This window comes from Vreelandella sp. L-25 (assembly GCF_056857535.1).
In genome coordinates this window covers 17694-41756 of sequence record NZ_JBSXNH010000028.1, presented here as the reverse complement: position 1 = coordinate 41756, position 24063 = coordinate 17694, and the positions used below count along the sequence as shown (strand labels likewise).

General features: G+C 58.3%; 16 protein-coding genes. 1 reads left to right on the top strand and 15 read right to left on the bottom strand.

What is annotated here, in order from left to right; genetic code table 11:
• Positions 1–546: 546 nt before the first annotated feature.
• The 12 genes from eno to pilM form a co-directional block, all read right to left on the bottom strand.
• Positions 547–1836 carry a phosphopyruvate hydratase gene (gene eno / locus AC13CN_RS02020; RefSeq protein ID WP_044628867.1) on the bottom strand — a complete coding sequence of 430 codons (1290 nt, stop codon included), beginning with the start codon at positions 1834–1836 and terminating at the stop codon, positions 547–549.
• Between the two features lie 68 nt (positions 1837–1904).
• A complete protein-coding gene (gene kdsA, locus AC13CN_RS02015; protein WP_044628868.1) occupies positions 1905–2768 on the bottom strand; it encodes a 3-deoxy-8-phosphooctulonate synthase in 864 nt (287 codons plus the stop codon).
• Between the two features lie 10 nt (positions 2769–2778).
• Entirely contained in the window at positions 2779–4434 is a 1656-nt protein-coding gene (locus AC13CN_RS02010) for a CTP synthase (protein ID WP_044628869.1), read from the bottom strand.
• 355 nt (positions 4435–4789) lie between these two features.
• Positions 4790–6208 carry an FAD-dependent oxidoreductase gene (locus tag AC13CN_RS02005; RefSeq protein WP_253557246.1) on the bottom strand — a complete coding sequence of 473 codons (1419 nt, stop codon included), beginning with the start codon at positions 6206–6208 and terminating at the stop codon, positions 4790–4792.
• A 32-nt stretch (positions 6209–6240) separates the two neighbouring features.
• Complete coding sequence (gene gltB / locus AC13CN_RS02000; RefSeq protein ID WP_253557248.1) at positions 6241–10683, bottom strand: glutamate synthase large subunit; 4443 nt, start codon at positions 10681–10683, stop codon at positions 6241–6243.
• A 455-nt stretch (positions 10684–11138) separates the two neighbouring features.
• Positions 11139–12242: a 3-dehydroquinate synthase gene (aroB, locus tag AC13CN_RS01995; RefSeq protein WP_253557250.1), complete on the bottom strand. Its 1104-nt coding sequence runs from the start codon at positions 12240–12242 to the stop codon at positions 11139–11141.
• On the bottom strand, positions 12239–12805 hold the full coding sequence (aroK, locus tag AC13CN_RS01990; protein ID WP_062372331.1) for a shikimate kinase AroK: 567 nt from the start codon (positions 12803–12805) through the stop codon (positions 12239–12241). Before aroK ends, aroB begins: the two co-directional genes overlap by 4 nt.
• Complete coding sequence (locus AC13CN_RS01985; RefSeq protein ID WP_253557252.1) at positions 12805–14823, bottom strand: type IV pilus secretin PilQ; 2019 nt, start codon at positions 14821–14823, stop codon at positions 12805–12807. The genes aroK and AC13CN_RS01985 overlap by 1 nt, the downstream gene beginning before the upstream one ends.
• A 60-nt stretch (positions 14824–14883) precedes the next feature.
• Complete coding sequence (locus tag AC13CN_RS01980) at positions 14884–15402, bottom strand: pilus assembly protein PilP (RefSeq protein WP_253557255.1); 519 nt, start codon at positions 15400–15402, stop codon at positions 14884–14886.
• On the bottom strand, positions 15399–16046 hold the full coding sequence (locus tag AC13CN_RS01975) for a type IV pilus inner membrane component PilO (protein WP_089675481.1): 648 nt from the start codon (positions 16044–16046) through the stop codon (positions 15399–15401). Before AC13CN_RS01975 ends, AC13CN_RS01980 begins: the two co-directional genes overlap by 4 nt.
• A complete protein-coding gene (locus AC13CN_RS01970; protein ID WP_089675480.1) occupies positions 16043–16612 on the bottom strand; it encodes a PilN domain-containing protein in 570 nt (189 codons plus the stop codon). Before AC13CN_RS01970 ends, AC13CN_RS01975 begins: the two co-directional genes overlap by 4 nt.
• Positions 16609–17670 (bottom strand): type IV pilus assembly protein PilM, encoded by a 1062-nt coding sequence (gene pilM, locus AC13CN_RS01965; protein WP_089675479.1) that lies wholly within the window; start codon positions 17668–17670, stop codon positions 16609–16611. The genes AC13CN_RS01970 and pilM overlap by 4 nt, the downstream gene beginning before the upstream one ends.
• 193 nt (positions 17671–17863) lie before the next feature.
• Between pilM and AC13CN_RS01960 the strand changes: the two genes are divergently transcribed.
• The gene (locus AC13CN_RS01960) at positions 17864–20392 is read left to right on the top strand and encodes a penicillin-binding protein 1A (RefSeq protein ID WP_253557256.1); all 2529 of its coding nucleotides are present in this window, start codon (positions 17864–17866) and stop codon (positions 20390–20392) included.
• Positions 20393–20472: 80 nt separating this feature from the next.
• On the opposite strand, the gene AC13CN_RS01955 is transcribed toward AC13CN_RS01960, so the two are convergent.
• The 3 genes from AC13CN_RS01955 to AC13CN_RS01945 all read right to left on the bottom strand — a co-directional run bounded on the left by AC13CN_RS01955 (position 20473) and on the right by AC13CN_RS01945 (position 24063).
• Positions 20473–22485, bottom strand: coding sequence for a TRAP transporter permease (locus AC13CN_RS01955; protein WP_058578274.1), 2013 nt, complete (start codon positions 22483–22485; stop codon positions 20473–20475).
• A gap of 104 nt (positions 22486–22589) precedes the next feature.
• The gene (locus AC13CN_RS01950; protein WP_253557257.1) at positions 22590–23084 is read right to left on the bottom strand and encodes a DUF1850 domain-containing protein; all 495 of its coding nucleotides are present in this window, start codon (positions 23082–23084) and stop codon (positions 22590–22592) included.
• A gap of 19 nt (positions 23085–23103) precedes the next feature.
• Positions 23104–24063 (bottom strand): TAXI family TRAP transporter solute-binding subunit, encoded by a 960-nt coding sequence (locus AC13CN_RS01945; protein WP_253557258.1) that lies wholly within the window; start codon positions 24061–24063, stop codon positions 23104–23106.

Here is a 24063-nt window from a genome sequence, read left to right as displayed (position 1 = left end):
TCACGACGAACACCCTTGCTGTTCAGCTAACGGTTCCCGCTATCAGGGTCCGTAGGGGACTTTCACCCCCAAGTCATCCGGCCAACCACCACGGCGGACCGGATAGCGCCTAATTGGCGCTGCGCGCCATGCCTGGCGCACCACAAAAAAAGGCGGCCCGTAGGCCGCCCGCTCCAAGCACTTCCTCTGACCACTCCCTGTGTCAACCTCCTCAGGTGACTTCCTTGCCAGGACTCACGTCTCTGTATCACCCGGCGCACCTGCTTGCATCCCGTTGCATCCTGCCTGAAGCATCCTTGCCTCCCCTTGTCCTGAATGCATTGTGGCAGAACAGCGCAACTTCTCAATCGGACCCAATACGCAAAAGGCGAGCCCAAGGGACCCGCCTTTCTTTCATAAAACCCAACTAAGACAATCACTTAAAGTTGAATTAGTGAAAAATCTCGCTTTTTCTTACAAGGTTTCGAGCGAATTTCGTCGGCATTTGTAAGAGATCTCTTACAAATTTTTGAGAGATCCCTTACACGCGAACGCTATGTTTTTGACCTACTGGCCTTTGATGGCTTTCAAACCGGGGTAGCTCACATCCCCTAGCTCGGCTTCGATCACCAGCAGGCGGTTGTACTTCGCGACACGGTCAGAACGACACAGCGATCCGGTCTTGATTTGTCCCGCACAGGTGCCTACGGCCAAATCGGCAATAGTGGTATCTTCCGTTTCACCACTACGGTGGGAGATGACCGCCGTAAAGCCCGCATCTTGGGCCATTTTAATCGCGTCGAGGGTTTCGGAGAGCGAGCCAATCTGGTTGAACTTGATCAGAATCGAGTTACCGATCTGCTCGTCAATGCCACGCTTAAGGATTTTGGTATTGGTGACGAATAGGTCGTCCCCCACCAGCTGCACCTTGTCGCCCAGCTTGTCGGTCAAGGCTTTCCAACCGGCCCAGTCGGACTCGTCCATGCCGTCTTCGATAGACACGATGGGGTAGTCGGCACACAGGCCCGCCAGGTAGTCGGCAAACCCTTCGGAGTCGTAACGCTTGCCTTCTCCGGCCAGGTCGTACTGACCTTCCTTGTAGAATTCGGAGGCAGCACAGTCCAGCGCCAGAGTGACATCGCTGCCCAGGGTATAACCGGCATCGGCCACCGCCTGCTTGATGACGGCCAGTGCCTCGGCGTTGGATGTCAGGTTGGGCGCAAAGCCACCCTCATCCCCTACCGAGGTAGACAGCCCCTTGGCAGAGAGCACTTTTTTCAGTGCGTGGAAAATCTCCGCGCCCATACGCAGACCTTCACGGAAGTTGGGGGCGCCCACCGGCTGCACCATGAACTCCTGAATATCCACGTTATTGTCGGCGTGCTCACCGCCGTTGAGGATGTTCATCATCGGTACCGGCATGCTGTACTGGCCTGGCTGACCGTAAAGCTCGGCGATATGGGCATACAGTGGCACGCCTTTGGCATTGGCCGCCGCCTTGGCTGCCGCGAGCGACACCGCCAGAATCGCATTGGCTCCCAGAGTCGCCTTGTTATCCGTGCCATCCAACTCCAGCATGGCATTGTCCAAACCGCGCTGGTCCCGCGCATCCATTCCCAACAACGCATCACGAATCTTGCCATTCACGGCCTCGACGGCTTTTAAAACGCCTTTACCGAGGTAGCGCGCCTTGTCGCCATCACGCAGTTCGAGTGCTTCGCGGGAACCCGTGGAGGCACCGCTGGGGGCACAGGCAACGCCTACGGCACCGCTTTCCAAACGTACGGTGGCTTGAACGGTCGGGTTACCGCGCGAATCGAGCACTTCCAGCGCACTGATTTCAACAATTTTGGTCATGACAGTGTCCTTTGGTTGTCGGTCTAATAGATGAGAGATCCAATGTATACCACGGATTAACGCCGCGATTAACGGATGGTTAAGGGATCGAAGCCTTTTACCAGAGCGTCTAACTGCGACAGCTGCGTTAAGAATGGCTCTAATTGATCCAGCGGCAGCGCACAGGGGCCGTCGCACTTGGCATTATCGGGGTCTGGATGAGCTTCTAAAAACAGCCCCGCCAAACCAACCGCCACGCCCGCACGAGCAAGCTCTGCCACTTGGGCACGGCGGCCATCGGCGCTATCCGCCCGGCCACCGGGGCGCTGCAGAGCATGGGTGACATCGAAGAACACCGGGTAACCGGTCTGCTTCATGTCGCCAAAGCCCAGCATGTCCACCACCAGGTTGTTGTAGCCAAAGCTGGTGCCGCGCTCGCAGAGCATCAGGCGGTCATTGCCCGCTTCCTGAAACTTGTTAAGGATATGGCGCATTTCGTGCGGGGCCAAAAACTGCGGCTTTTTGATATTGATGGCAGCGCCCGTTTTCGCCATTGCCACCACTAGATCGGTCTGGCGCGCCAAAAAGGCCGGCAGCTGGATGATATCGGCGACTTCAGCAGCAGGCGCTGCCTGCCAGGGCTCGTGCACATCGGTAATGATGGGCACGTTATAGCGCGCCTTGATATCGGCCAGGATTTGCAGGCCTTTTTCCAGCCCAGGCCCCCGGTAGGAGTGGATCGAGCTGCGATTCGCTTTGTCGAAACTGGCCTTGAACACATAAGGCATACCCAGCTTTTGCGTCACATTCACGTAGGCCTGCGCCACTTCATCGGCCAGCTCCGCCGACTCCAGCACGTTCATGCCGCCAAGCAGCATGAGTGGCAAAGAATTGCCGGCGGTTAAGCCGGCAACGTTGATGTGATGCTCTGGGAATTGGGACTGAGAAGACATGCTTCCCCCTTTATTCCTGAGGTGCGGCGTGGGCACGGGTGCGTGCCGTTTTGTGTTCTAGTGCGGCATTGACGAAGCCCGAGAAGAGCGGATGACCGTCGCGAGGCGTCGAGGTGAACTCCGGGTGGAACTGACACGCCACGTACCAAGGGTGATCCGCCAGCTCGACGACTTCGACCAGCGACTGATCGACGCTCTTGCCCGAAATCACCAGGCCCGCAGCTTCCAGCTCATCAATGAACTGGTTGTTGACTTCGAAGCGGTGGCGATGACGCTCAACGATTTCGTCGGCACCGTACGCTTCGCGGGCTTTGCTGCCAGCGGCCAGATGGCACACTTGGCCGCCCAAACGCATGGTGCCGCCCAGGTCGGAGGCCGCGTCGCGCAGCTCGATCTTGCCTTCGGCATTGATCCACTCGGTGATCAACCCCACCACCGGGTGCTTGGTATCGTGGGTAAACTCGGTGGAGTTGGCGTCTTTCCAGCCAGCCACGTTGCGGGCGAACTCGATCACCGCTACCTGCATGCCTAGACAGATACCCAGGTAAGGGATGTTGTTTTCACGGGCAAACTGGGCGGTCAGGATCTTGCCTTCCACGCCGCGCTCGCCAAAACCGCCGGGCACTAGAATGGCATCTTTACCTGCCAGACGCTCGGTGCCGTGACGCTCGATGTCTTCAGAGTCGATGTAGTCGACGTTGACCTTGATGCGGCCCTGAATACCTGCGTGGATCAGCGCTTCGTTCAGCGACTTATACGCATCCAGCAGCTCCATGTACTTGCCGACCATGGCGATGCTGACCGACTTCAGCGGGTTCAGCTTGGCATCGAGTACCTTGACCCACTCCGACAGATCCGCAGGCTCAGCTTCTAAGCGCAGCTTGTCGCAGACGATATCGTCCAGGCCGTGCTCGTGAAGCATTAGCGGAATGCGGTAGATAGTGTCGGCGTCTTGCAGCGGCACTACCGCACGCTCTTCCACATTGGTGAACAGCGCAATCTTGCGGCGCTCGCTCTCCTCAAGCTCCACTTCGCTGCGGCAAATCAAAATATCCGGCTGGATGCCGATGGAGCGCAGCTCTTTTACGCTGTGCTGCGTCGGTTTGGTTTTGGTTTCGCCAGCGGTCTTGATGTACGGCACCAGGGTGAGGTGCATGTAAATGGCGCGGCTTGCGCCCAGCTCGCTGCGAATCTGACGAATGGACTCCAGGAACGGCAGTGATTCGATATCGCCAACCGTCCCGCCGATCTCCACCAGCGCCACGTCGAAGCCTTCGCCTCCAGCGTAGACGCGCTGCTTGATCTCATCAGTGATGTGCGGAATGACCTGCACAGTGCCACCCAGGTAGTCACCCCGGCGCTCTTTGCGTAGCACATGTTCGTACACGCGGCCGGTGGTGAAGTTGTTGCCCTGGGTCATTTTGGTGCGAATAAAGCGCTCATAGTGACCTAAGTCCAAGTCCGTCTCGGCGCCATCCTCGGTGACGAACACCTCGCCGTGCTGGAAGGGACTCATGGTGCCCGGGTCCACGTTGATGTACGGGTCGAGCTTGAGCATGGTGACCTTAAGGCCGCGGGCCTCGAGAATCGCCGCCAGCGAGGCCGACGCGATGCCCTTGCCAAGAGAGGACACAACGCCGCCGGTCACGAAGATATATCGTGTCATGGAAAACCTGTCGAAACGTGATCAAAAGGCGTAACAGAAAGCCACACCAGGATGGGACGACAGAATAGCAGAGTACGCCTTAAGGCTCAATTTGAACTGAAACAGCGCCAGCTCTCGGTCGCGAGCTAAAGCTGCCTCCCACCCTAGCTATTGGCTACACATAACTAGCTACTGGCTGTACATAAACAGTGGGAGGCCAATTGATCGGGCCAAAGGATGCCGATGCGCAGTTGCCCCAGAAGTAGGTCTGCGCGAGGGCGCTGCGAACCCATCCCTGGGCGCTACTTTTGTCATCCATGACAAAAGACCCTCGCTACGACCTACCCCTGATGCTGTTCGGCATGACATACACACTTTACACGCCTAGGTAATCCAGAATGCCTTCAGCGGCCTGACGCCCTTCATAAATAGCGGTGACCACGAGATCGGAGCCGCGCACCATATCGCCACCGGCAAAGATTTTCTCGTTGCTGGTTTGGAAGGCGTACTGGCCATGCTCGGGTGCCTTGACCAGATCCCAGTCGTTGACCTCGATATTGGCGCTTTTGAACCATGGGGCCGGACTTGCCTGGAAGCCAAAGGCCACCACCACCGCATCGGCGGCAATGATCTCTTCGGAGCCGGGCACCACTTCCGGGCGACGGCGACCGTTTTCATCCGGCTCGCCCAGGCGCGTACGAACCACTTTTACGCCTTCGACTTTGTCTTCACCCACTACCGCGACCGGCTGGCGGTTGAAAAGGAACTCGACGCCCTCTTCCCGTGCGTTAGCCACTTCACGGCGCGAGCCCGGCATGTTCTCTTCATCGCGGCGGTAGGCACAGGTCACGCTGGCGGCGCGCTGACGAATCGAGGTGCGGTTACAGTCCATCGCGGTATCACCACCGCCCAGCACCACCACGCGCTTGCCTTCCATGGAGATAAAGTCGTTCGGGTCTTTCTCGAAGCCCAAGCGGCGGTTGACGTTGGCAATTAGGAAATCCAGCGCTTTGTAGACACCGGGCAGGTCTTCACCGGGGAAGCCACCCTGCATGTACTTGTAAGTACCCATGCCCAGGAACACCGCGTCGTACTCCTGCAGCAGCGTCTCGAACTCGACATCAGTACCGATTTCGGTATTCAGACGGAACTCAACGCCCATTTCCTCGAATACCGCACGGCGGCGCTCCATGACGTTCTTTTCCAGCTTAAACTCAGGGATACCAAAGGTCAGCAGACCGCCAATTTCGGGGTACTTATCGAACACCACCGGCTTGACGCCGTTGCGCGCCAGAATATCGGCACAGCCCAAGCCCGCAGGACCTGCACCAACAATCGCGACTTTCTTATCGGTCCACACCACTTTGGACATATCAGGGCGCCAGCCCATGGCAAAGGCGGTATCGGTGATGTATTTCTCCACCGAGCCGATCGTCACCGCGCCAAAGCCATCGTTCAGGGTGCAATCGCCTTCACATAGGCGGTCTTGCGGGCACACGCGGCCACACACTTCCGGCAGCGAGTTGGTTTTGTGGGACAGCTCGGCGGCTTCAATAATGTTGCCTTCCACCACCAGCTGAAGCCAGTTAGGAATGTAGTTGTGTACCGGGCACTTCCACTCGCAGTAGGGGTTGCCGCAGTGCAAGCAGCGGTGCGCCTGGCTCGCCGCATCGGTGGGCTTGAACGGCTCGTAAATTTCCGCGAACTCTTTGGCCCGGGTGTGCGCAGGTTTTTTCTGTGGGTCTTTACGACCCACGTCGACAAACTGAAAATCGTTATTTAAACGGTTGGCCATGATCTCTCTCCTCGAAGCGTAGGCGCTGACGGTTATTGCGGCTGACGCCGAGACTGATCCAGCAGACTACCCAGGCTGGCCGCTTTTGGCTTCACTAGCCAGAAGTGGCGCGCGTAGTCGCTAAAGTCTTCCAGAATCGCCACACCGCGTGCGGAACCCGTCGCGGCCACGTAGGCCTCGATCATTTCCCGCAGGTGGCGACGGTAGGCTTCCATCGCTTCGGTGTTGACCCGGTGAATTTCGACCAGCTCGTGGTTGTACTTGTCCACGAAGGTCCGGTCTTCATCGAGCACGTAGGCAAAGCCACCCGTCATGCCCGCCCCAAAGTTAACGCCGGTTTCACCCAGCACGCAGACCAAACCACCGGTCATGTACTCACAGCAGTGGTCACCCGCGCCTTCGATCACCGCCGTGGCGCCGGAGTTACGTACCGCAAAGCGCTCGCCAGCGGTACCGGCAGCAAACAGCGTGCCACCCGTAGCCCCATAGAGGCAGGTGTTGCCGATAATGGCCGTTTTGTGGCTCTCGAACTGGCTGACCTTGGGCGGCACGATGACGATGCTGCCACCGTTCATGCCTTTACCGACGTAGTCGTTGGCATCGCCTTCCAGGTAGAGGTTCAGGCCACGGGCGTTCCACACGCCGAAGCTTTGGCCCGCCACACCGATAAAGCGCGCCGTCACCGGTGCGGCTTCGAGCCCCTCTTCACCGTAACGCTTGGCAATGGCACCGGAGGTGAGCGCCCCGACGCTGCGGTCGCAGTTGGTGATGGTGAAGTCGAAGGTGCCACCTGACTGAGACTCGATGGCTTCTTTCAGCGCCGCCAGCACTTCCTGGTTCTTGGCACCCGGGTCGTGAGGCACGTTGCGGCTCACTTCACAGAACTGAGGCGCATCCGCAGGCACGAAGTCGTTCGCCAACAGCGGCATTAAATCCAGCTTGCGCTGTGATGCCGTATTGCCTTCCAACACTTCCAGCAGGTCCGTGCGGCCAATCAGGTCGGTGAGCTTGCGAACGCCCAGCATGGCCATCAGCTCGCGTACTTCTTCGGCAATAAAGCGGAAGTAGTTCTTCACCATATCCACGGTGCCGCGGAAGTGCTCGCCGCGCAGGAAGTCATCCTGGGTCGCTACACCGGTGGCGCAGTTGTTCAGGTGGCAAATACGCAGGTATTTACAGCCCAGCGCGACCATCGGCGCGGTGCCGAAACCGAAGCTTTCAGCACCCAGAATCGCCGCTTTGACGACGTCAAGACCGGTCTTCAGACCACCATCGGTTTGCAGACGAATTTTGTCCCGCAGGCCGTTAATGCGCAGCGCTTGATGCACCTCCGGCAGGCCCAGCTCCCAAGGGGAACCGGCGTGCTTGATGGAGGTGAGCGGGCTTGCCGCGGTGCCGCCGTCGTAGCCAGACACGGTGATCAAGTCCGCATAGGCTTTGGCGACGCCAGTGGCAATGGTGCCGATCCCTGGCTCGGAGACGAGTTTCACCGAGACCTGCGCGTCTGGGTTGACCTGCTTGAGGTCAAAGATCAGCTGCGCCAAGTCTTCGATGGAGTAAATATCGTGGTGCGGCGGCGGCGAAATCAACGTAACGCCGGGCACCGAGTAGCGCAAGCGGGCAATCAGCTGATTGACCTTACCGCCCGGTAGCTGGCCGCCCTCACCGGGCTTCGCACCCTGGGCCACTTTGATCTGCAGCACTTCGGCATTGACCAAGTAAGCTGGCGTAACACCGAAACGGCCAGAAGCGATCTGTTTGATTTTCGAGCTGCGAATGGTGCCGTAACGGGCTGGGTCTTCGCCACCTTCACCGGAGTTGGAGCGACCGCCCGCCTCGTTCATGGCCTGGGCCAGCGCTTCGTGCGCTTCGGGCGACAGCGCGCCCAGCGACATGCCTGCGCTGTCGAAGCGTGGAATCAGCGCTTCGATGGGCTCGACCTCTTCCAGCGGAATCGGCGTGGCCGCAGGCTTGAGTTTCAGCAGGTCACGAATGGTGGCCACGGGGCGCTCGTTCACCAGCTGCGCAAATTTCTTCCACTTGGTGTAGCTGCCCTCTTGCACCGCCGCCTGCAGCGCCTTGACCACATCCGGGTTGTAGGCGTGGTACTCGTGGCCGTGCACGTACTTGAGCATACCGCCTTGAGAGATCCCTTTGCGGGGAATCCATGCATCCTTGGCCAGCAGTTCTTGCTGAAGCTGAAGCTCAGCAAAGCCGGTGCCCTGAATACGCGACGCCATGCCCACGAAACAGGTCTCCATGACCTCATCCGACAGGCCCACGGCCTCGAACAGCATGGAGCCACGGTAGGAGGCCAGCGTCGAAATGCCCATCTTAGAAAGGATCTTGAAGAGCCCCTTCTGCAGGCCTTTACGATAATTCTCGCGGGCGTCTGCCGGGTTGCCAGTCAATTCTCCGGTGCGGTGCATATCCGCCATGACCTGATAGGCCAGCCAAGGGTAGACCGCTGTCGCGCCCACGCCGAACAGTACCGCCATTTGATGGGCGTCGCGGGCGTAGCCGGTTTCGACCACGATGTTGGCATTGGGGCGCAGCGCCAGGCGGCCCAGGTGGGAGTGCACCGCACCCACGGCCAGCGCTGCCTGAATGGGCAGTTGGCCTTTGGGCAGCTCCGCATCGCTTAGCACCAGAATCACTTTACCCGCTTTTACCTGCGCTTCGGCTTCTTGACACAGCGCGGTAATCGCCTGCTGCAGGCTGGTCTGCTCTGGATCGTACCCGAGCGGCAGCATATAGCTAGCAAAGGCCGGATCGTCCTGGCTCACCAGGGCGGTGAATTTACGCGGCGAGAGCACCGGCGTGGTCAAAATCAAGCGATGGGCGTGTTCCGGTGTGGCCTTGAAGACGTTCAGCTCCGCGCCACAGCAGGTTTCCAACGACATCACGATCGCTTCGCGCAGCGGGTCGATCGGCGGGTTGGTGACCTGGGCAAACTTCTGCCGGAAGTAGTCGGTGAGCAGGCGCGGGCGGCTCGACAGTACCGCCATCGGCGTATCGTCGCCCATGGAGCCCACCGCCTCCTGGCCGCTTTCCGCCAGCGGGCGCAGCACCTGGTCACGCTCTTCAAAGGTCACCTGGAACATCTTCTGCTGCACGTTCAGCGTATCCGTGTCCATCGTTTGGAAGCGCGCCAGTTCGGTCAGCGCCGACTCCAGGTAGCTCGCTTCCTGTTTCAGCCAGCGCTTGTAGGGGTATGCGGACTTCAGGCGATCATCGATGTCCTGAGTGTGCAGCACTTCGCCCGTTTGGGTATCGACGGCCAGCATCTGGCCGGGGCCGACGCGGCCTTTTGCCACCACGTCTTCCGGCTTGTAGCCGTAGGTGCCGATTTCCGACGCCAGGGTGATGTAGCCGTTCTTGGTAATCACCCAGCGCGCCGGACGCAGGCCGTTACGGTCCAGCATACAGACCGCTTGGCGACCGTCGGTCATGACCACGCCTGCGGGGCCGTCCCACGGCTCCATGTGCATGGAGTTGTACTCGTAGAACGCGCGTAGCTCGGCGCCCATGGTCTCGACGTTTTGCCAGGCGGGCGGCACCATCATGCGCACGGCGCGGTGTAGTTCCATACCGCCGGTCAGCAGCACTTCCAGCATGTTATCCATACTGGAGGAGTCGGAGCCGGTGGTGTTGACGATTTCGTCTAGTTTAGCGATATCAGGCAGACGCTCGTTGACGAAGTTCGCCTTACGCGAGTTCGCCCAGCCGCGGTTGGCTTCGATGGTGTTGATCTCGCCGTTGTGCGCCAGCAGGCGGAACGGCTGCGCCAGGGGCCAGCGCGGTGCGGTGTTGGTCGAGAAGCGCTGATGGAAGACGCAGATGGCGGTTTCCAGGCGTGGGTCGTTCAGGTCTTTATAGAAGGCCGGCAAATCTTCCGGCATCACCAGGCCTTTATAGGAGACCACTTCGCTGGAGAGCGATGCCACGTAAAAGTCTTCGTCGCTGCGCAGCGCCTGCTCGGCGTAGCGGCGACCCATGAAAAGATCGACATCGAAATTGTCGCTGCTGCCGGGGGCAACGAACAGCTGCTCGATACGCGGCAGGCAGTCCAGCGCCATGGGGCCGCAGACACTCGAGTCCGTGGGCACTACGCGCCAGCCCAGCACGTCCAAACCGCGTGCGCTTAACTCAGCCACCAGCGTCTCTTTGGCTTTGGCGGCACGCGCATCGTCGTTGGGTAAAAACACCGACCCCACTGCGAAGCGCTCGCCCAGCTCTACATCGAGCGACTCTTTAGCAGCAGCACGCATGAACTGTGCGGGCATCTTTAGCAGCAGGCCACAACCGTCGCCGGTTTTACCATCTGCCGCGATGCCGCCACGGTGGGTCATGCAAGTCAGTGATTCGATAGCCGTTTTCAGCAAGTCGTGGCTGGCCTGCCCTTCCATGTGGGCAATAAGGCCAAAGCCGCAGTTATCGCGAAACTCGCCTGGCTGGTGAAGACCTCTATTCATGGGCGTGCCTCTAGTCAGCGTATTTTGTAAGCAGCGTTTTTATGGTATAATCACGGGTTTTTCTTTTTTTATGGCTCTTGTTACCCGCCCAAAATAGGGTGTTGTCCGCATTCGCTGCTGCGAGAAAAAGGTCGCTCAGCATAGCGATTTGCCACCGCGTAGCGCAATCGCTCGACACTCGCCAATCGTCAAAAACCCTCGCCAAATCCCGTAGTTGCACTACCGCTCAATAAAAAAATAGTTATACTTCAACGGCTTGCAGGCCAAAGAAACGGTATTTCAACAATCAATACAGAGCACTAGACTTTAGTCTAATTTTTACTAAAAACCCCATGCCGATAGCGCATAAGGCATACGGATATCACTAGTCAGCAGCCACTTCGGCGCTTTCTAGACAAACAAAACCCGCCTGTTTCGAGGCGGGTTTTGAGCGGGTGCGCTTACGGGTGATTCCCCTAGCCGCGCGGATAATCATCGAGTAGCTGTCTCAGTGTCTCGATAGGCGTGGCATCGCTAACGCAGGCATCGCCCAAGTCGTTCAGTAGCACCAGACGCAGACGCGCGTCCACGTTCTTTTTATCCAGCCGCATTCGTGTCAAGAAGTCATCCGACGACATGCCCGTTGGCGCAACCAGCGGAAGGCCCGCGCTTTCGATCACCGCTTTCGTGCGCTTTAAGGCATCAGCGCTGATCCACCCCAACTGGTGGGAGAGCGTGGCGGCCATCGCCATGCCGGCTCCTACGGCTTCGCCGTGCAGCCAGTTGCCGTAACCTTGATGCGCCTCGATGGCATGGCCAAACGTGTGGCCAAGGTTCAACAGCGCACGAACGCCCTGCTCGGTTTCGTCTTCCGCCACGATATCGGCTTTGATCTGGCAGCTTTTGGCAATTGCATCTGCCACCACCTCGGGTTCGACGCGGCGCAGCGCCGCCATGTTCTGTTCCAGCCAAGCAAGGAAGGCGGCATCGCGAATGAAGCCGTACTTCACCACCTCCGCCAGCCCTGCAGAGAGCTCCCGCGCAGGCAGCGAGGTCAGCGTGGCGATATCCACTACCACGGCTCTGGGCTGCCAGAATGCGCCAATCATGTTCTTGCCCAGCGGATGGTTGACCCCGGTTTTACCGCCTACCGAGGAGTCCACCTGAGAAAGTAGTGTGGTAGGCACTTGAATGAACGCCACGCCGCGCTGATAGGAAGCAGCGGCATAGCCCACCATATCGCCAATCACACCGCCGCCAAGGGCAATGAGTGTGCAGCGGCGGTTAAAGCCGGCTTCCAGCAGCGCATCCCAAATGCGTCCTACCTGCTCGATGGTTTTGTACTGCTCGCCATCTGGCAGCACCACGGCACGCACGTCTAAATGCTCGGGTAAGCTAGAACGCAGCGTGTCTAAGTAGTGCGGCGCCACGGTTTCATTGGTAACGATCATGACTTGGCTACCGGCCAGATAGGGCACAAAACTGTCTGAGCGATTTAATAGCCCAACGCCAATATGGATAGGGTAGCTGCGCTCACCCAGTTCAACGGTTAGCGTACGGTCATGGGCTAGCTCTGTCATTGAGATACCTTTTTATGTGGGGCGCTGGCGGTTTCTAACGGATCAATCAGGCGATGCACGCGGCGTAAAATTTCATTCACCACAGCACGGGGGCTACGGCGATCCGTACGTACCGTAATGTCAGAAGTAGCACGGTAGAGCGGATCACGGGCGGCGAACATATCGTTGAGAACCTGTTCGCGATTCGCGCACTGCAGCAACGGGCGGTTGCGATCTTTGGCGGTGCGTTTTAGCTGCTGCTCGACAGTGGTCATCAAGTACACCACTGTACCGCGATCGCGCAGCGCTCGGCGGTTCTCTTCTCGCAGCACCGCGCCACCGCCGGTGGCGACCACGACATCCGTGAGCTGAGTGAGCTCGTCAATCATCTGAATTTCACGCTGACGAAAGCCTTGCTCACCCTCCACGTCAAAAATCCAGGGTATATCGGCACCGCAGCGGTCTTGTATGGCGTGATCGCTATCGTAAAACGGGCGCGATAGTTCTCCCGCCAATAAGCGGCCTATCGTGCTTTTACCAGCCCCCATGGGGCCTATTAAGAAAAGATTGGGTAAATCCTGCATCAGCGAACCGCCAAACCATCATCAAGTAATCGTGGAGTGATAAAGACTAATAACTCTACCTTTTCATTGCTCTCTTCGGTATAGCGAAACAGCCTGCCCAGTATAGGAAGATCGCCCAGCAGCGGTGTTTTCGCTATTTGGCTCAGCTGTTCAGTGGTCAAAATACCGCCTAACACCACCGTCTGGCCATTATCGACCAGCACCTGGGTCTCGATTTGGTTGGTATCAATGGGCGGCTCGCCGCCGAACTCGCTCTCACGGAAGCTGTCGTTCTTGATTACCAAATCCATAATGATGCGGTTATCCGGGGTAATTTGCGGCGTCACTTCTAGGGAGAGCTCCGCCTCTTTAAACTCGGTATCTGGGTTGCCCTGGGCATCGACACTCTGGAATGCCCGCTCCTCCCCTTGGCGGATCGTTGCGGTGCGCTGGTTGGCGGTAATCACCCGAGGCTGGGAGATCGTCTGGCTTTTGCCTTCGCTTTCAAGGGCGCGCAGCTCAAGGTCGAGCAGAATATCCCCTGAGAGATAGCCAAAGCTGAAGCTCGTATCAGCCGCTGCCATTGAGCCTAAGTCCACCGCCAACCCACCCCGCGGCACCGTACCGGTGGCGGCACCGCCGAGGTCCACTCGACTGCCAGGCCGCGACATCCCCCAGTTGACCCCCAGCTCCCGGGTGGCGCTATCCCGGGCAATCACGATGCGCGCCTCGATCTGTACCTGACGCACCGCCACATCCAGCCGGACCAGCGTCCGCATAATATCGCGCACCTGTTCGGCCGTGTCTTGAATGAGCAGTGTGTTGGTACGCTGGTCAACGCTAACGCGGCCACGCTCAGTGAGCAGCCCAAAACCGTCACCACCACGCAACAGCTGTGCTAAATCTTCGGCCCGTGCGTACTTTATCTCGATGAACTCAGTCACCAACGGCGCCAAGGTTTGCTGCTGGCTACGGGCCTCAATCTCTTGACGCTCAATCTCGGCCAGCTCACTGGCCGGCGCTACTACAATCACATTGCCCTGTTCACGGCTAGAGAGCCCTTGGCTTTGCAAAATCAGCGCCAGCGCCTGGTCCCAGGGCACATCGTTGAGGTTGAGCGTTACTCGCCCAGTAACACTATCACTGGCGACTAGGTTCAAGCCGGTAAACTCAGCCAGCGTCGCCAGCACGGCTCGCACCTCAATATCTTGGAAATTGAGGCTCAGACGGTCGCCGGTGAAGCTTTCTCCCTGCTGCGCGCGGTCCTGCTGAGAGGCTTGGCTCACCGGCTGTACTTCCACGGTGAGTGTTCGCCCGCTTTGCGATGAAATCATCGCGTAGGGGCCGTTCGTTTGTAGCTCAAGCAGGGTTTCCCGCTGGCCAGTGCGGGGGGTTATGCGAGTAATGGGGGTAGCAAAGTCGGTCACATCGTAAATTTGATTCAAGGAATCAGGAATATCTACGTCGCGAAGCTCAGCAATAACGCGGCCCTCACTCCCTTCCCGCACTTGCGTCACTACCCCTTCACGATCAAAAGAGACCAGCAAACGCCCTGCCCCATCAGCCCCCCGCTGGAAGTCGATATCCGTTACTTGCGGCCCCAGGGCAGTTTCCAACCCGCTACTCATACCTGCGGGCGAGTTGTCATTTGCAGCGCTAGTACTTTCAGGGCTTAGGGTGATGCGCAGCTGATCCCCTTCTATGCGAGAGGTGTAGTCCAGCGGCTCGCTCAGGTCGACCACTAGCCGTGTACGGCCATTGCCCTCCAACGCGGTAATACGCTCCACACCTGCGCTGTCTACGTTAATACGCCGCTGAGGCAAGCTGCTTTGGGTATCGGCTAGATCTAGCGCTAGACGCGGCGGAGTATTCAGCCGATAGCCGCGAAGCTCGGCAACGCCGCCGCTAAATTGCAATACCAGCTCCACCTCGCCGCCACTGGTTGAACGCACCTCAAGGTCCGTTAGCACTGAACCCAGGGCAAAGGTGGGCATCAGGGCTAACAATGGCAGCGTAATTAGACGAAGCATGACGACCATAGCGTGTTATCCGATAACAAGTAAAAATACATAGGGCGCACCGTGCGATATGTGCTTAGCCTACTCATTCAGGGTGAGCGATGCCTGACGCTCCTGCCAACCCTGCAACTGATTAAAAATACGTTCGGTTATGCGTACTTCTTGCGGGCCAATCGCGGTGATATGCCCGTAGTTAGTGCCTAAATAGTTGCCTTCACGCACACTATAAGTGCTGCCATCAGGGGCGCTAATCAACGCCACCTGCTTCCCGCCCATGCGCAATGTGCCAACTAAACGCAGCGCCTCCAGCTGAAACTCCTCTAGCGGCTCGGGGGTGCGCTGCTGATCCGGGGCGAGTGCACTCTCCATCACTGCTACCGTGCCGTTGGCACGAATGCTTTCTGGTGCTAAGAAGGGGCTTCGCACCTCGCGGTAACGGTAATCTACCGGCTGATACTCAGGAATCGTCGGTATAATCACCGGTGGCTGCCCTGCCGGTGTACGACGAATCTCTTCCATCACGGTATCTAACTGGCTCAGGTTGGCATCGCCACAGCCCGCTAACAGAACCACCGCGCCAATGCTAAGTAGACGCTTCATGGGGCGGGCTCCTTCCCTTCCACTGCTTCTATATAGCTATAGGTGCGTGCCAGCAGCGACATGCGCAGCGAGTCACCACTCTGCCCGGCAGGGGCTAGGGTTAAATCGTGCTGGGTCACAATACGCGCAAGCTGGCTAATATCGGCCACGAATTGCGCCAGCTCGTGATAGCCGCCACGCACCTGAATATCCAAAGGGTGCTCCACATAATGGGCGTTACGCACGATGGGCCGAAGACGAATCGTTTCGATACTTAGGTTATTGTTCACCGCCGCATCGCTAATACTATCCAGCAGTGAAGGAATCTCGGCACTGGTGGGCAGCATGGCACGCATAGTGGCCATTTGCTCCTCTAAGACCATTAGTTGGTCGCGTACCTCGGGCAAAAATGCCGCCTCAGAGACTTTACTGCGGTACTCACTCAGCAGGCGCATCTCTTGACGCTGCGCCGCTTCTAGCTCGGCGCGCTTTTCGCCCACCAGCCACCAACTTAATGCGCCAACGGCAATGACAAAGGCCAGCACCCCACATAGCGCTTTTAATAGCGCAGGCCACTCTCCCGCCTCTTTTACATCCAGCCCCTGCCAATCTACATCTTGCAGCTGCCGCCACTCACTCCGCCAGCGTTCACGCCCCCAGATCATGGCGCTTCCTCCTCAGCGGCGGCTTCTTCTACGACAGACTGTACCACGTCAAACTGGAACACTCGGCTGGTACCATCATCGCCACTGGCTACCTCAGAGAATTGTGGCACCCCTAACCCTGGCATGCTGGCGATTTGGCGCAGTTGATCCGATACCTGCCGCTCGCTGCCCGCCATGGCAGAAAAGCTAACCTGTTCACCACTGCGGGAAAGGCGCTGATACACCACGCCATCCACCACGCTGGCAGCAATATTATTGAACAACTGTACAGTGCCTATCCGCTCGGCTTGCAGGGTTTGAAACAGCGTTAGTTGCTCACCCAACCGGGCTGCGGTTGCTTGATAGCGCTGCACATCGGCGATTTCGTTATTCAAGCGCTCAATGTGGTTAGTGATATACGCATTGCGCTGCTGCTGAGCTGATAACTGCTGCTGATAAATTTGCAAGACACCCAGCCCTAAACCAATACCCGCTAAGAACATCATCACGACTACCCCATAAAATCGGCGTGTACGCTTTTCACGGCGTGCTTCCCGCCAGGGCAGCAAATTGATCTTGATGCTCATAACCCAACCCTCATCGCCAAACCACCAGCGGTGAGCATGGCCGGTGCATCATTGGTTAGGCCTTCAATATTAAGGCGTTTATTCACACGCATACGTTGGAACGGGTTGGCAATCGTCACCGACATACCGCTATCTTCTGAAATACGTTCGGCAAGGCCGGGAATAACGCTTGAACCTCCCGCTAATACAATGTGTTGCACCTCATGCTGGCGAGCAGCGGTGTAATAAAGCTGCAGCGAGCGCCCTACTTGCTGTACCACGGTTTCCAAAAACGGATTCAGCACTTTCTCGTGATAGTCATCCGGTAGGCCGCCGTACTTTTTGGCAAAGCCGGCCTCTTCGTTACTCAAAGAGTAATGGTCGCGAATCGCGTCGGTGAGCTGGCGACCGCCAAACACCGTGTCCCGGCTGTATACGATGTGACCTCCACGCACCACGTGGAAGGCGTTCATGTTCGCACCAATATCCACTAGCCCTACGCAGGCGTTGGGATCGCTGTCGACGTTGAGCTGACGACGCAGCTCGGCCAGCGAGCGCTCCATGGCGAAGGTTTCCACATCCACCGCCGCAGGCTCAAGACCTGCGCGCTCTAAGGTTTCTGTGAGTTGTGAGACACCCTGCTGGCGGCACACCACCAAAATCACCTGCTGCTGCTCTTCATCAAAGGGCGCGGGGCCTAGGCAATGGAAATCGAACGCTACCTCGCTGAACGGAAACGGAATATGCCGGTCAGACTCAGCAATGATGCGCTCCTCTATTTCATCTTCGCTAAGCGAAATGGGAAACTGGAGCGTTTTGGTAATCGCGGCGCTGGCCGGAACGGCCACGGCGGCTTTGCGCGTCGAGGGTTTGGCATGCTCAACGGCGCGACTAAGCACATTGGCGACATCGTTCATGTCACGAATACGGCGCTCGACTACCGCGCCTTCGCGAAGCGGGCGCACGGCGTAGCTCTCAACTTGATAGTTGTCGTTGCACTGTTTAAGTTCAAGTAGCTTGACGGTGGCCGAGGTAATATCGACACCAATCAACCCTTTACTGGGTTTTAGTAAGCGCATGCTGACTCCGGCTCCGCCTGCCTATCGTGCGAGTTTCGAGGTTACATGATTTTTAGTTAAGGCACACGCCAATGCCTCTACGCCATATCAACACTGGTGGCCGCTGCCTCCCCTTCCTATAATGGCAGCCACTTGCGCGCCATGGCGTTAATACTGCCCTGGCTACTCCTCTTTTCACGGGTACCCACTGTTCATGACGTTTTTACGAACTCTTGTGTTGTCACTATTTTCGCTGGTTGTTGCGCTCTCAGGCGCGGTCATACTGGCGGTGATTGGTGCCGCTATCTACTTCTCGCCGGGACTGCCCGACGTTCGCCAACTGCAAGATTTTGAACTGCACACACCGCTGCGTATTTTCACCAACGACGGCAAACTGATTGGCGAATTCGGCGAAGAGCGCCGCATGGCGATCGACTTCGACGAGATCCCCCAGGATATGATTAATGCGCTGATTGCGGCAGAAGATGCCAGCTATTTTGACCATGCCGGCGTCGACCCTCGCGGTCTAGCACGGGCGGCGGTGGAGCTAGTACAGAGCGGTGGCACCATTCAGTCGGGCGGCTCGACCATTACCATGCAGGTCGCGCGTAACTACATGCTGACCCTGGACCAGACCTTCACACGCAAAATCCGCGAGATTCTGCTAGCCCTGCAGATGGAGCAGATCCTCGATAAAGAGGAGATTTTCGAGCTTTACGTCAACAAAATCTTCCTGGGTAACCGCGCCTACGGCATTGCTGCCGCCGCCGAGACTTACTATGACAAGCCGCTTGCCGAGCTGAGCCTGGCCGAAACCGCCATGATTGCTGGGCTACCCAAAGCGCCTTCTGCCTTTAACCCACTGGCGAACTCTGAGCGCTCGCTGATCCGTCGTAATTGGATTCTGTTCCGTATGCGCGAGCTTGGTTATATCGATAACGACATCTACCAAAATGCCGTGCAAGAGCCGGTCACCGCTCGCCGCCATTACACCCAAGCCGAAGTGGACGCGGACTATGTGGCAGAGATGGCTCGCCAGTATGCCATTGAGCGCTTTGGCGATGACGCCTACACCGGCGGCTACCGTATTTACACTACGATTGATAGCAAGCTGCAGCCGTTTGCCCGCCAAGCACTGGCCAACGGCCTGATCGAGTACGACCTACGCCACGGCTGGCGGGGTGCCGAGCAAGAGGACATTGCGCCCAGCTTGGTCGAAGCCCAAGAGCAGACCACTACCCAGGGTTTGGAAGAGGAGCTATCTGAGTCGCCTGAGATCCGCCAAACCGCTCGTCAGGCAGCGCAACGTAGCCAAACAGAAGTCGAAGGCGTAGATGGCGATGTGAGCAACTGGCTTCAAGTACTGGAGCGCACGCCCAACTACGGTCTGCTGCGTCCAGCCATCGTGGTCGAAAGCAGTGGCCGCGAAATGCAGGTACTCACCCGCGGCGGTGAGCTGCACACCATCGCCTGGAGCGGCTTGAGCTGGGCGCGCCCCTACCTCAGCCCGCGCAGCCGAGGGGCCGAACCCAGCAGCGCCAGCCAGATTGCTGAGCGTGGCGACCTGATTCGCGTAATGGAAACCGACGAAGGCACACTGCGCCTCTCCCAGCGCCCCGATGCAGAAGGCTCGCTGGTAGCCCAGGACCCACGCACTGGCGCCATCCTAGCGTTACAGGGCGGGTTTGATTTTAACGCCAGTAAATTCAACCGCGCTGTACAGGCACAGCGCCAGTCAGGATCGATCTTCAAACCGTTTATCTACCTCGCCGCGCTGCAAGATGGCGAGATGAATGCGGCCAGCGTGGTCAATGACGCCCCAGTGGTGCTAGACGACGGCAGCGATTCGCTGTGGCGTCCGGTGAACTCCAGCCGCGACTTCCAAGGGCCGATGCGCCTGCGCCCGGCGCTCGCGCGTTCGCGTAACTTGGTCACTATCCGCGTGCTGCAAACCATGGGGCTCGACCACACCATTCAGTACCTCGAAGGGTTTGGCTTTGCGCCTGAGCGCCTCCCCCGAGGCCTGTCACTGGCACTAGGCAGCGCCAGCCTCACGCCGATGGAAATGACCAACGCCTACGCGGTGATCGCCAATGGTGGCTTCCAAGTCGCCCCTTGGTTTATTGAGCGCGTCACCCGTGACGATGACAACGAGATCATCGATGAAGCCACTCCCCAAGTCGCCTGCGCTAACTGTGCCGAAGGCCAGGAGACCGTCGAGATTGATGGCAAAAGCTACCCAGTAGCGCCCCGCGTTGCCGACGCCGCCGCAGTGTACATCCTGCGTGACATGCTGCGCGACGTCATCACATCGGGCACGGGCCGGGCAGCGCAGAGTCTTAACCGTGACGACATCGTCGGTAAAACCGGTACGACCAACAGCCAGCGGGACGCTTGGTTTGCCGGTTTCAACAGCAATCTCGTGACAACGGTGTGGGTCGGTAAAGACAGCAACGACACCATTGCCGAGTACGGCGCGAATGCAGCACTGCCGATCTGGATCGACTTCATGGGTGATGCGCTGGAAGGTACGCCCTCTGCGCTGCCACAGCGTCCCGACACCATCGTCACCGCACGGGTGGACCAGGAGACAGGCCGTCGTTTACACGATGACCAACCGGGCGGCATGACCGAGCTGTTCCACAGAGACCATCTACCGGATTTCCAGCCTCGGCGCATTAGCCAAGAGCTCGAGGAAGCCAGCGGCTCGCAAGGGTCTGGCACGGCAGAGTCAATTTTCTAAATACGAACCGACGCTAAAACGTAAAGCCCGGGAACGAATGTTCCCGGGCTTTTTTGGTGCTGCTTTTCTTCTGGGCAAAATCAACCAGCCACCGGCGTTGTCTCCCGTTTGCTCGCCTGCCAGTTAGCGGCGATGGCTACGACCATGACCGTGACTCCGGCCACCTCCGTCCACAAGCTTGGATAGAACACACCGACGATGGCACCACCAATGGCCAAACGAGGCAGCCAAGACATACGCGTGAACAGGTAGCCTTCTAGCGAGGCCGCGAATGCACATAGCGCCAGTAGCGCGATGACTGCATTCCATACCACCACGAGTACCGGCCCGCCAATGATGATCTCCGGATTGAACACCATAAACAGCGGAATCAAATAGAGGCCTTTGGCAAACTTCCACGCTTGGAAGCCCGTCTCCATAGGTTTACTGCCCGCAATCGCCGCCCCAGCAAAGCCTGCCAAGGCGATGGGCGGCGTCACGTTAGAGTCCTGGGAGTACCAAAAAACCACCAAGTGAGCGATCAACAGCGGCACACCGAACTCGGCGGTCAGCGCCGGGCCCACCAGCACGATCAGAACGATGTAGCTGGCAGTGACCGGTAACCCCATCCCCAAAATTAGGCTCGCCAACAGCACCAACAGCAGTGCCAGCACCAGGTTGCCACCGGAGAACGCCAGCATCATGGAGGAGAACTTCAGACCCAGACCAGTCAAACCGACCACGCCAACGATGATACCGGCGACAGCGCAAGCCATGGAGACCGCCACGGCATTGCGCGCGCCCAACTCTAATCCCTGGACCAGCTTCACGAGCCCTGCCCACACGACCACTTTCGTGCGCTCGACCGTGACCGGCTGCCCCTGTTTGGGTGCCACGAAGAAGTACCATAACGCATAGCGCAAGACGGCCACCGCCACCATGGTGATGACTGCGTAATACCCCACGCGCATGGGCGACATGCTCATGGCCAGCAGCCATACCAACACCGCCAGCGGCAGCAGGAAGTGCCAGCCATCTTTCATGACTTGGCGCATTTGGGGCAGCTCGCTCTTGGCCATGCCCTGCATGCCTTGTTTCAAGGCAATGATGTGGACGAACAGATAGACCGTGGCAAAGTACATGATCGCCGGCAGAATGCTGATTTTGACGATCTCTAAGTAAGGCGTATTGGTATATTCGGCAATCAAGAAGGCGCCTGCGCCCATCAGCGGCGGCATGATTTGCCCGCCGGTGGAAGCGGCGGCTTCGATGCCCCCCGCCTGCTTCGGCTGGTAGCCCAGTTTCTTCATCAGCGGAATGGTAAACGCGCCGGTGGTGACCACGTTGGCAATGGCGCTGCCCGAAATCGACCCCATACCCGCCGAGGCCAGAACGGCCGCTTTGGCCGGACCGCCGCGCTGGCGTCCAGTAGCGGCGTAAGCCATATCGATGAAAAACTTACCGGCACCCGTGCTTTCCAAAAAAGCACCGAAGAGCACAAAAATGAAGATATAGGTAGCGGCAACTCCCAGCGGCAGGCCGAAGATGCCTTCTTGGCCCAGGTAAAGCTGGCCCGCTACGCGGTCAAGGCTATAGCCACGGTGCTCCATGATGCCGGGCATCCACTCGCCCAGCCAGGGAAGCTCCCCACGGGGGCCGGCAAACGCATAAACGATAGCGAGCAAGCCAATCACCGTCATACCGAAGCCCACTGCACGGCGGCTGGCTTCCAGCACGGTCACCGTGGCAATGCAGGCGACGAGTATATCGGTCTCGTTCCAGAACCCGGCGCGGCTGAATATCGCATCCAGGTTTAAGACTAAATAGCCGCCAGTGATCAGCGCCCCGGCAAAAAAGATCAGATCAATCCCCCACCCCAACACACCGCGTTTACGGTTGGGCCCAAAGGCGGGGAACATTAAAAACGCCAGCAGCATAATCAGCGCCAAGTGAATACTGCGCTGGTAAAACAAGCCCAACGGCTGGATACCCGCCGAATAGAGTTGGAATAACGACAGTCCCACCGCAACGATGGTGATACACCATAAAACGAAGCGGGGTTGAATCGCATTGCCGCCCGGCATCACAGTCGGCGGTGGCGTGGATTCGTTCATAAAGTCCTCGGAAGCATAAGCTAACTTAGGGGATTAACACCCACTTAATTTTTATGAAAAGCGACATCGATCGGCGCACTTATGAGGTGTTTGACTAACGACACTCAACGCAATGACAAGGCTATCGTGACGCGTTGGCCAGCCGCTCGCTCACTCAGGCTCACGGTGGGATGCTCGCCATCCGGCCACATGACACGGTGATTGACGGCCGTCGAGCCGACCCGTAGCACGTAGCGATTATTCGCCACCGGCTCGTTAATCGCATTGATCCAGTACCCGCCCTCACCGTCGGACACCTGCTCGCCGCGTCCATAGATATGCCCAAGCCCTGCGGCAAAATCCGGTTGATGACTACGCTCTAACTGCATCGTGCCGTCTAGGTTGCGGTAACAATCCAACACCGTGAAATGCTCAACAGAGTGCTGCCACTGGATGCACCAGCGGCTGCCTTCAGGCGCGGCTGCATCCACTAGCGTTTCGCCCTGATCGGTCACGACCGTTAAGCGCATAGACGCAGCCGCCGAAGCGGGGGTAACCCCCGCTTCGGCGTACAAACCACTCATCAACAAGAGCGCCATCAGTCGTCGTTGCCACTGCATGGCTGTGCTCCTTGATCAATTACGGACGCAGACGGTCCGGAATCTCAGCACCAACTTCTTCAAAGTAGCGAAGCGCGCCCGGATGCAGCGGCACCGGCGTAGAGTTCATGGTGAACTCAACAGTGGTGTCATTGGCGGCCGGGTGAACCGCGATCAGCTCATCGGTGTTTTCAAACAGCAGTTGGGTCAGTTGGTAGGCCAGCTCTTCATCCATATCGGCGTTGACGACCAGCACGTTAGGGATACCGATGGTCTGTACCGCCTCGTCCATGCCGTCGTACATGCCTGCGGCCAGTTCATAAGGCGCAAACACCGCTTCCACTTCCTGGGCGTTGGCAATCTCTTCATCGGACAGGCCGATCAGGCGGATGTCGCGCGTGGCAGCAAGGTTGAGAATCGAGCTGGTGGGCGGACCAACGCTCCAGAAACCGGCGTCGATATCGCCATCACGGATGGCATCGGCGGTTTCGTTGAAGTTCAGCCGCTGGGGAGTGAAGTCGCTGTAGCTGACGCCGTTGGCTTCCAGCAGAGCACGCGCGTTCAGCTCGGTGCCGCTACCTGGCGCACCCACGGAAACGCGTTTGCCAGCCAGATCCGCAATGCTGTGAATGTCCGACTCGGTCAGCGTCACGAGCTGCACCGCGTTCGGGTAGACCGAGGCCAGTGCGCGGGTATTCTCGATCTGACGACCTTCAAAATCACCCGTACCGGTATAGGCCTGATAAGCGGTATCGGCCAGCACCAAGGCCAGATCGGCATCGCCGCGCATGATCAGCCCCATGTTCTCGACGGAAGCGCCGGTCACTTCGGCGGTCGCCTGAGCGCCATCGATATGGTTGTTGATCATTTCGGCAAAGCCACCACCGATCGGGTAGTAAACGCCGCCGGTACCGCCGGTCGCGATGGAGAGCTGCTGCGCGCTGGCGGGCAGAGCAGCCGCCATCATGGTCGCTGCAACGGTATATTTTAGTTTTTTCAT

Excerpts from the sequence above, each read along its gene's own strand:
- AC13CN_RS02005 (WP_253557246.1), bottom strand. The coding sequence starts at position 6,208 with ATGGCCAACCGTTTAAATAACGATTTTCAGTTTGTCGACGTGGGTCGT.
- AC13CN_RS01970 (WP_089675480.1), bottom strand. The coding sequence starts at position 16,612 with ATGAGCATCAAGATCAATTTGCTGCCCTGGCGGGAAGCACGCCGTGAA.
- pilM (WP_089675479.1), bottom strand. The coding sequence starts at position 17,670 with ATGCGCTTACTAAAACCCAGTAAAGGGTTGATTGGTGTCGATATTACC.
- gltB (WP_253557248.1), bottom strand. The coding sequence starts at position 10,683 with ATGAATAGAGGTCTTCACCAGCCAGGCGAGTTTCGCGATAACTGCGGC.
- AC13CN_RS01945 (WP_253557258.1), bottom strand. The coding sequence starts at position 24,063 with ATGAAAAAACTAAAATATACCGTTGCAGCGACCATGATGGCGGCTGCT.
- aroK (WP_062372331.1), bottom strand. The coding sequence starts at position 12,805 with ATGCAGGATTTACCCAATCTTTTCTTAATAGGCCCCATGGGGGCTGGT.
- AC13CN_RS01960 (WP_253557256.1), top strand. The coding sequence starts at position 17,864 with ATGACGTTTTTACGAACTCTTGTGTTGTCACTATTTTCGCTGGTTGTT.
- AC13CN_RS01950 (WP_253557257.1), bottom strand. The coding sequence starts at position 23,084 with ATGCAGTGGCAACGACGACTGATGGCGCTCTTGTTGATGAGTGGTTTG.
- AC13CN_RS02010 (WP_044628869.1), bottom strand. The coding sequence starts at position 4,434 with ATGACACGATATATCTTCGTGACCGGCGGCGTTGTGTCCTCTCTTGGC.
- aroB (WP_253557250.1), bottom strand. The coding sequence starts at position 12,242 with ATGACAGAGCTAGCCCATGACCGTACGCTAACCGTTGAACTGGGTGAG.
- kdsA (WP_044628868.1), bottom strand. The coding sequence starts at position 2,768 with ATGTCTTCTCAGTCCCAATTCCCAGAGCATCACATCAACGTTGCCGGC.
- AC13CN_RS01980 (WP_253557255.1), bottom strand. The coding sequence starts at position 15,402 with ATGAAGCGTCTACTTAGCATTGGCGCGGTGGTTCTGTTAGCGGGCTGT.
- AC13CN_RS01975 (WP_089675481.1), bottom strand. The coding sequence starts at position 16,046 with ATGATCTGGGGGCGTGAACGCTGGCGGAGTGAGTGGCGGCAGCTGCAA.
- eno (WP_044628867.1), bottom strand. The coding sequence starts at position 1,836 with ATGACCAAAATTGTTGAAATCAGTGCGCTGGAAGTGCTCGATTCGCGC.
- AC13CN_RS01955 (WP_058578274.1), bottom strand. The coding sequence starts at position 22,485 with ATGAACGAATCCACGCCACCGCCGACTGTGATGCCGGGCGGCAATGCG.
- AC13CN_RS01985 (WP_253557252.1), bottom strand. The coding sequence starts at position 14,823 with ATGGTCGTCATGCTTCGTCTAATTACGCTGCCATTGTTAGCCCTGATG.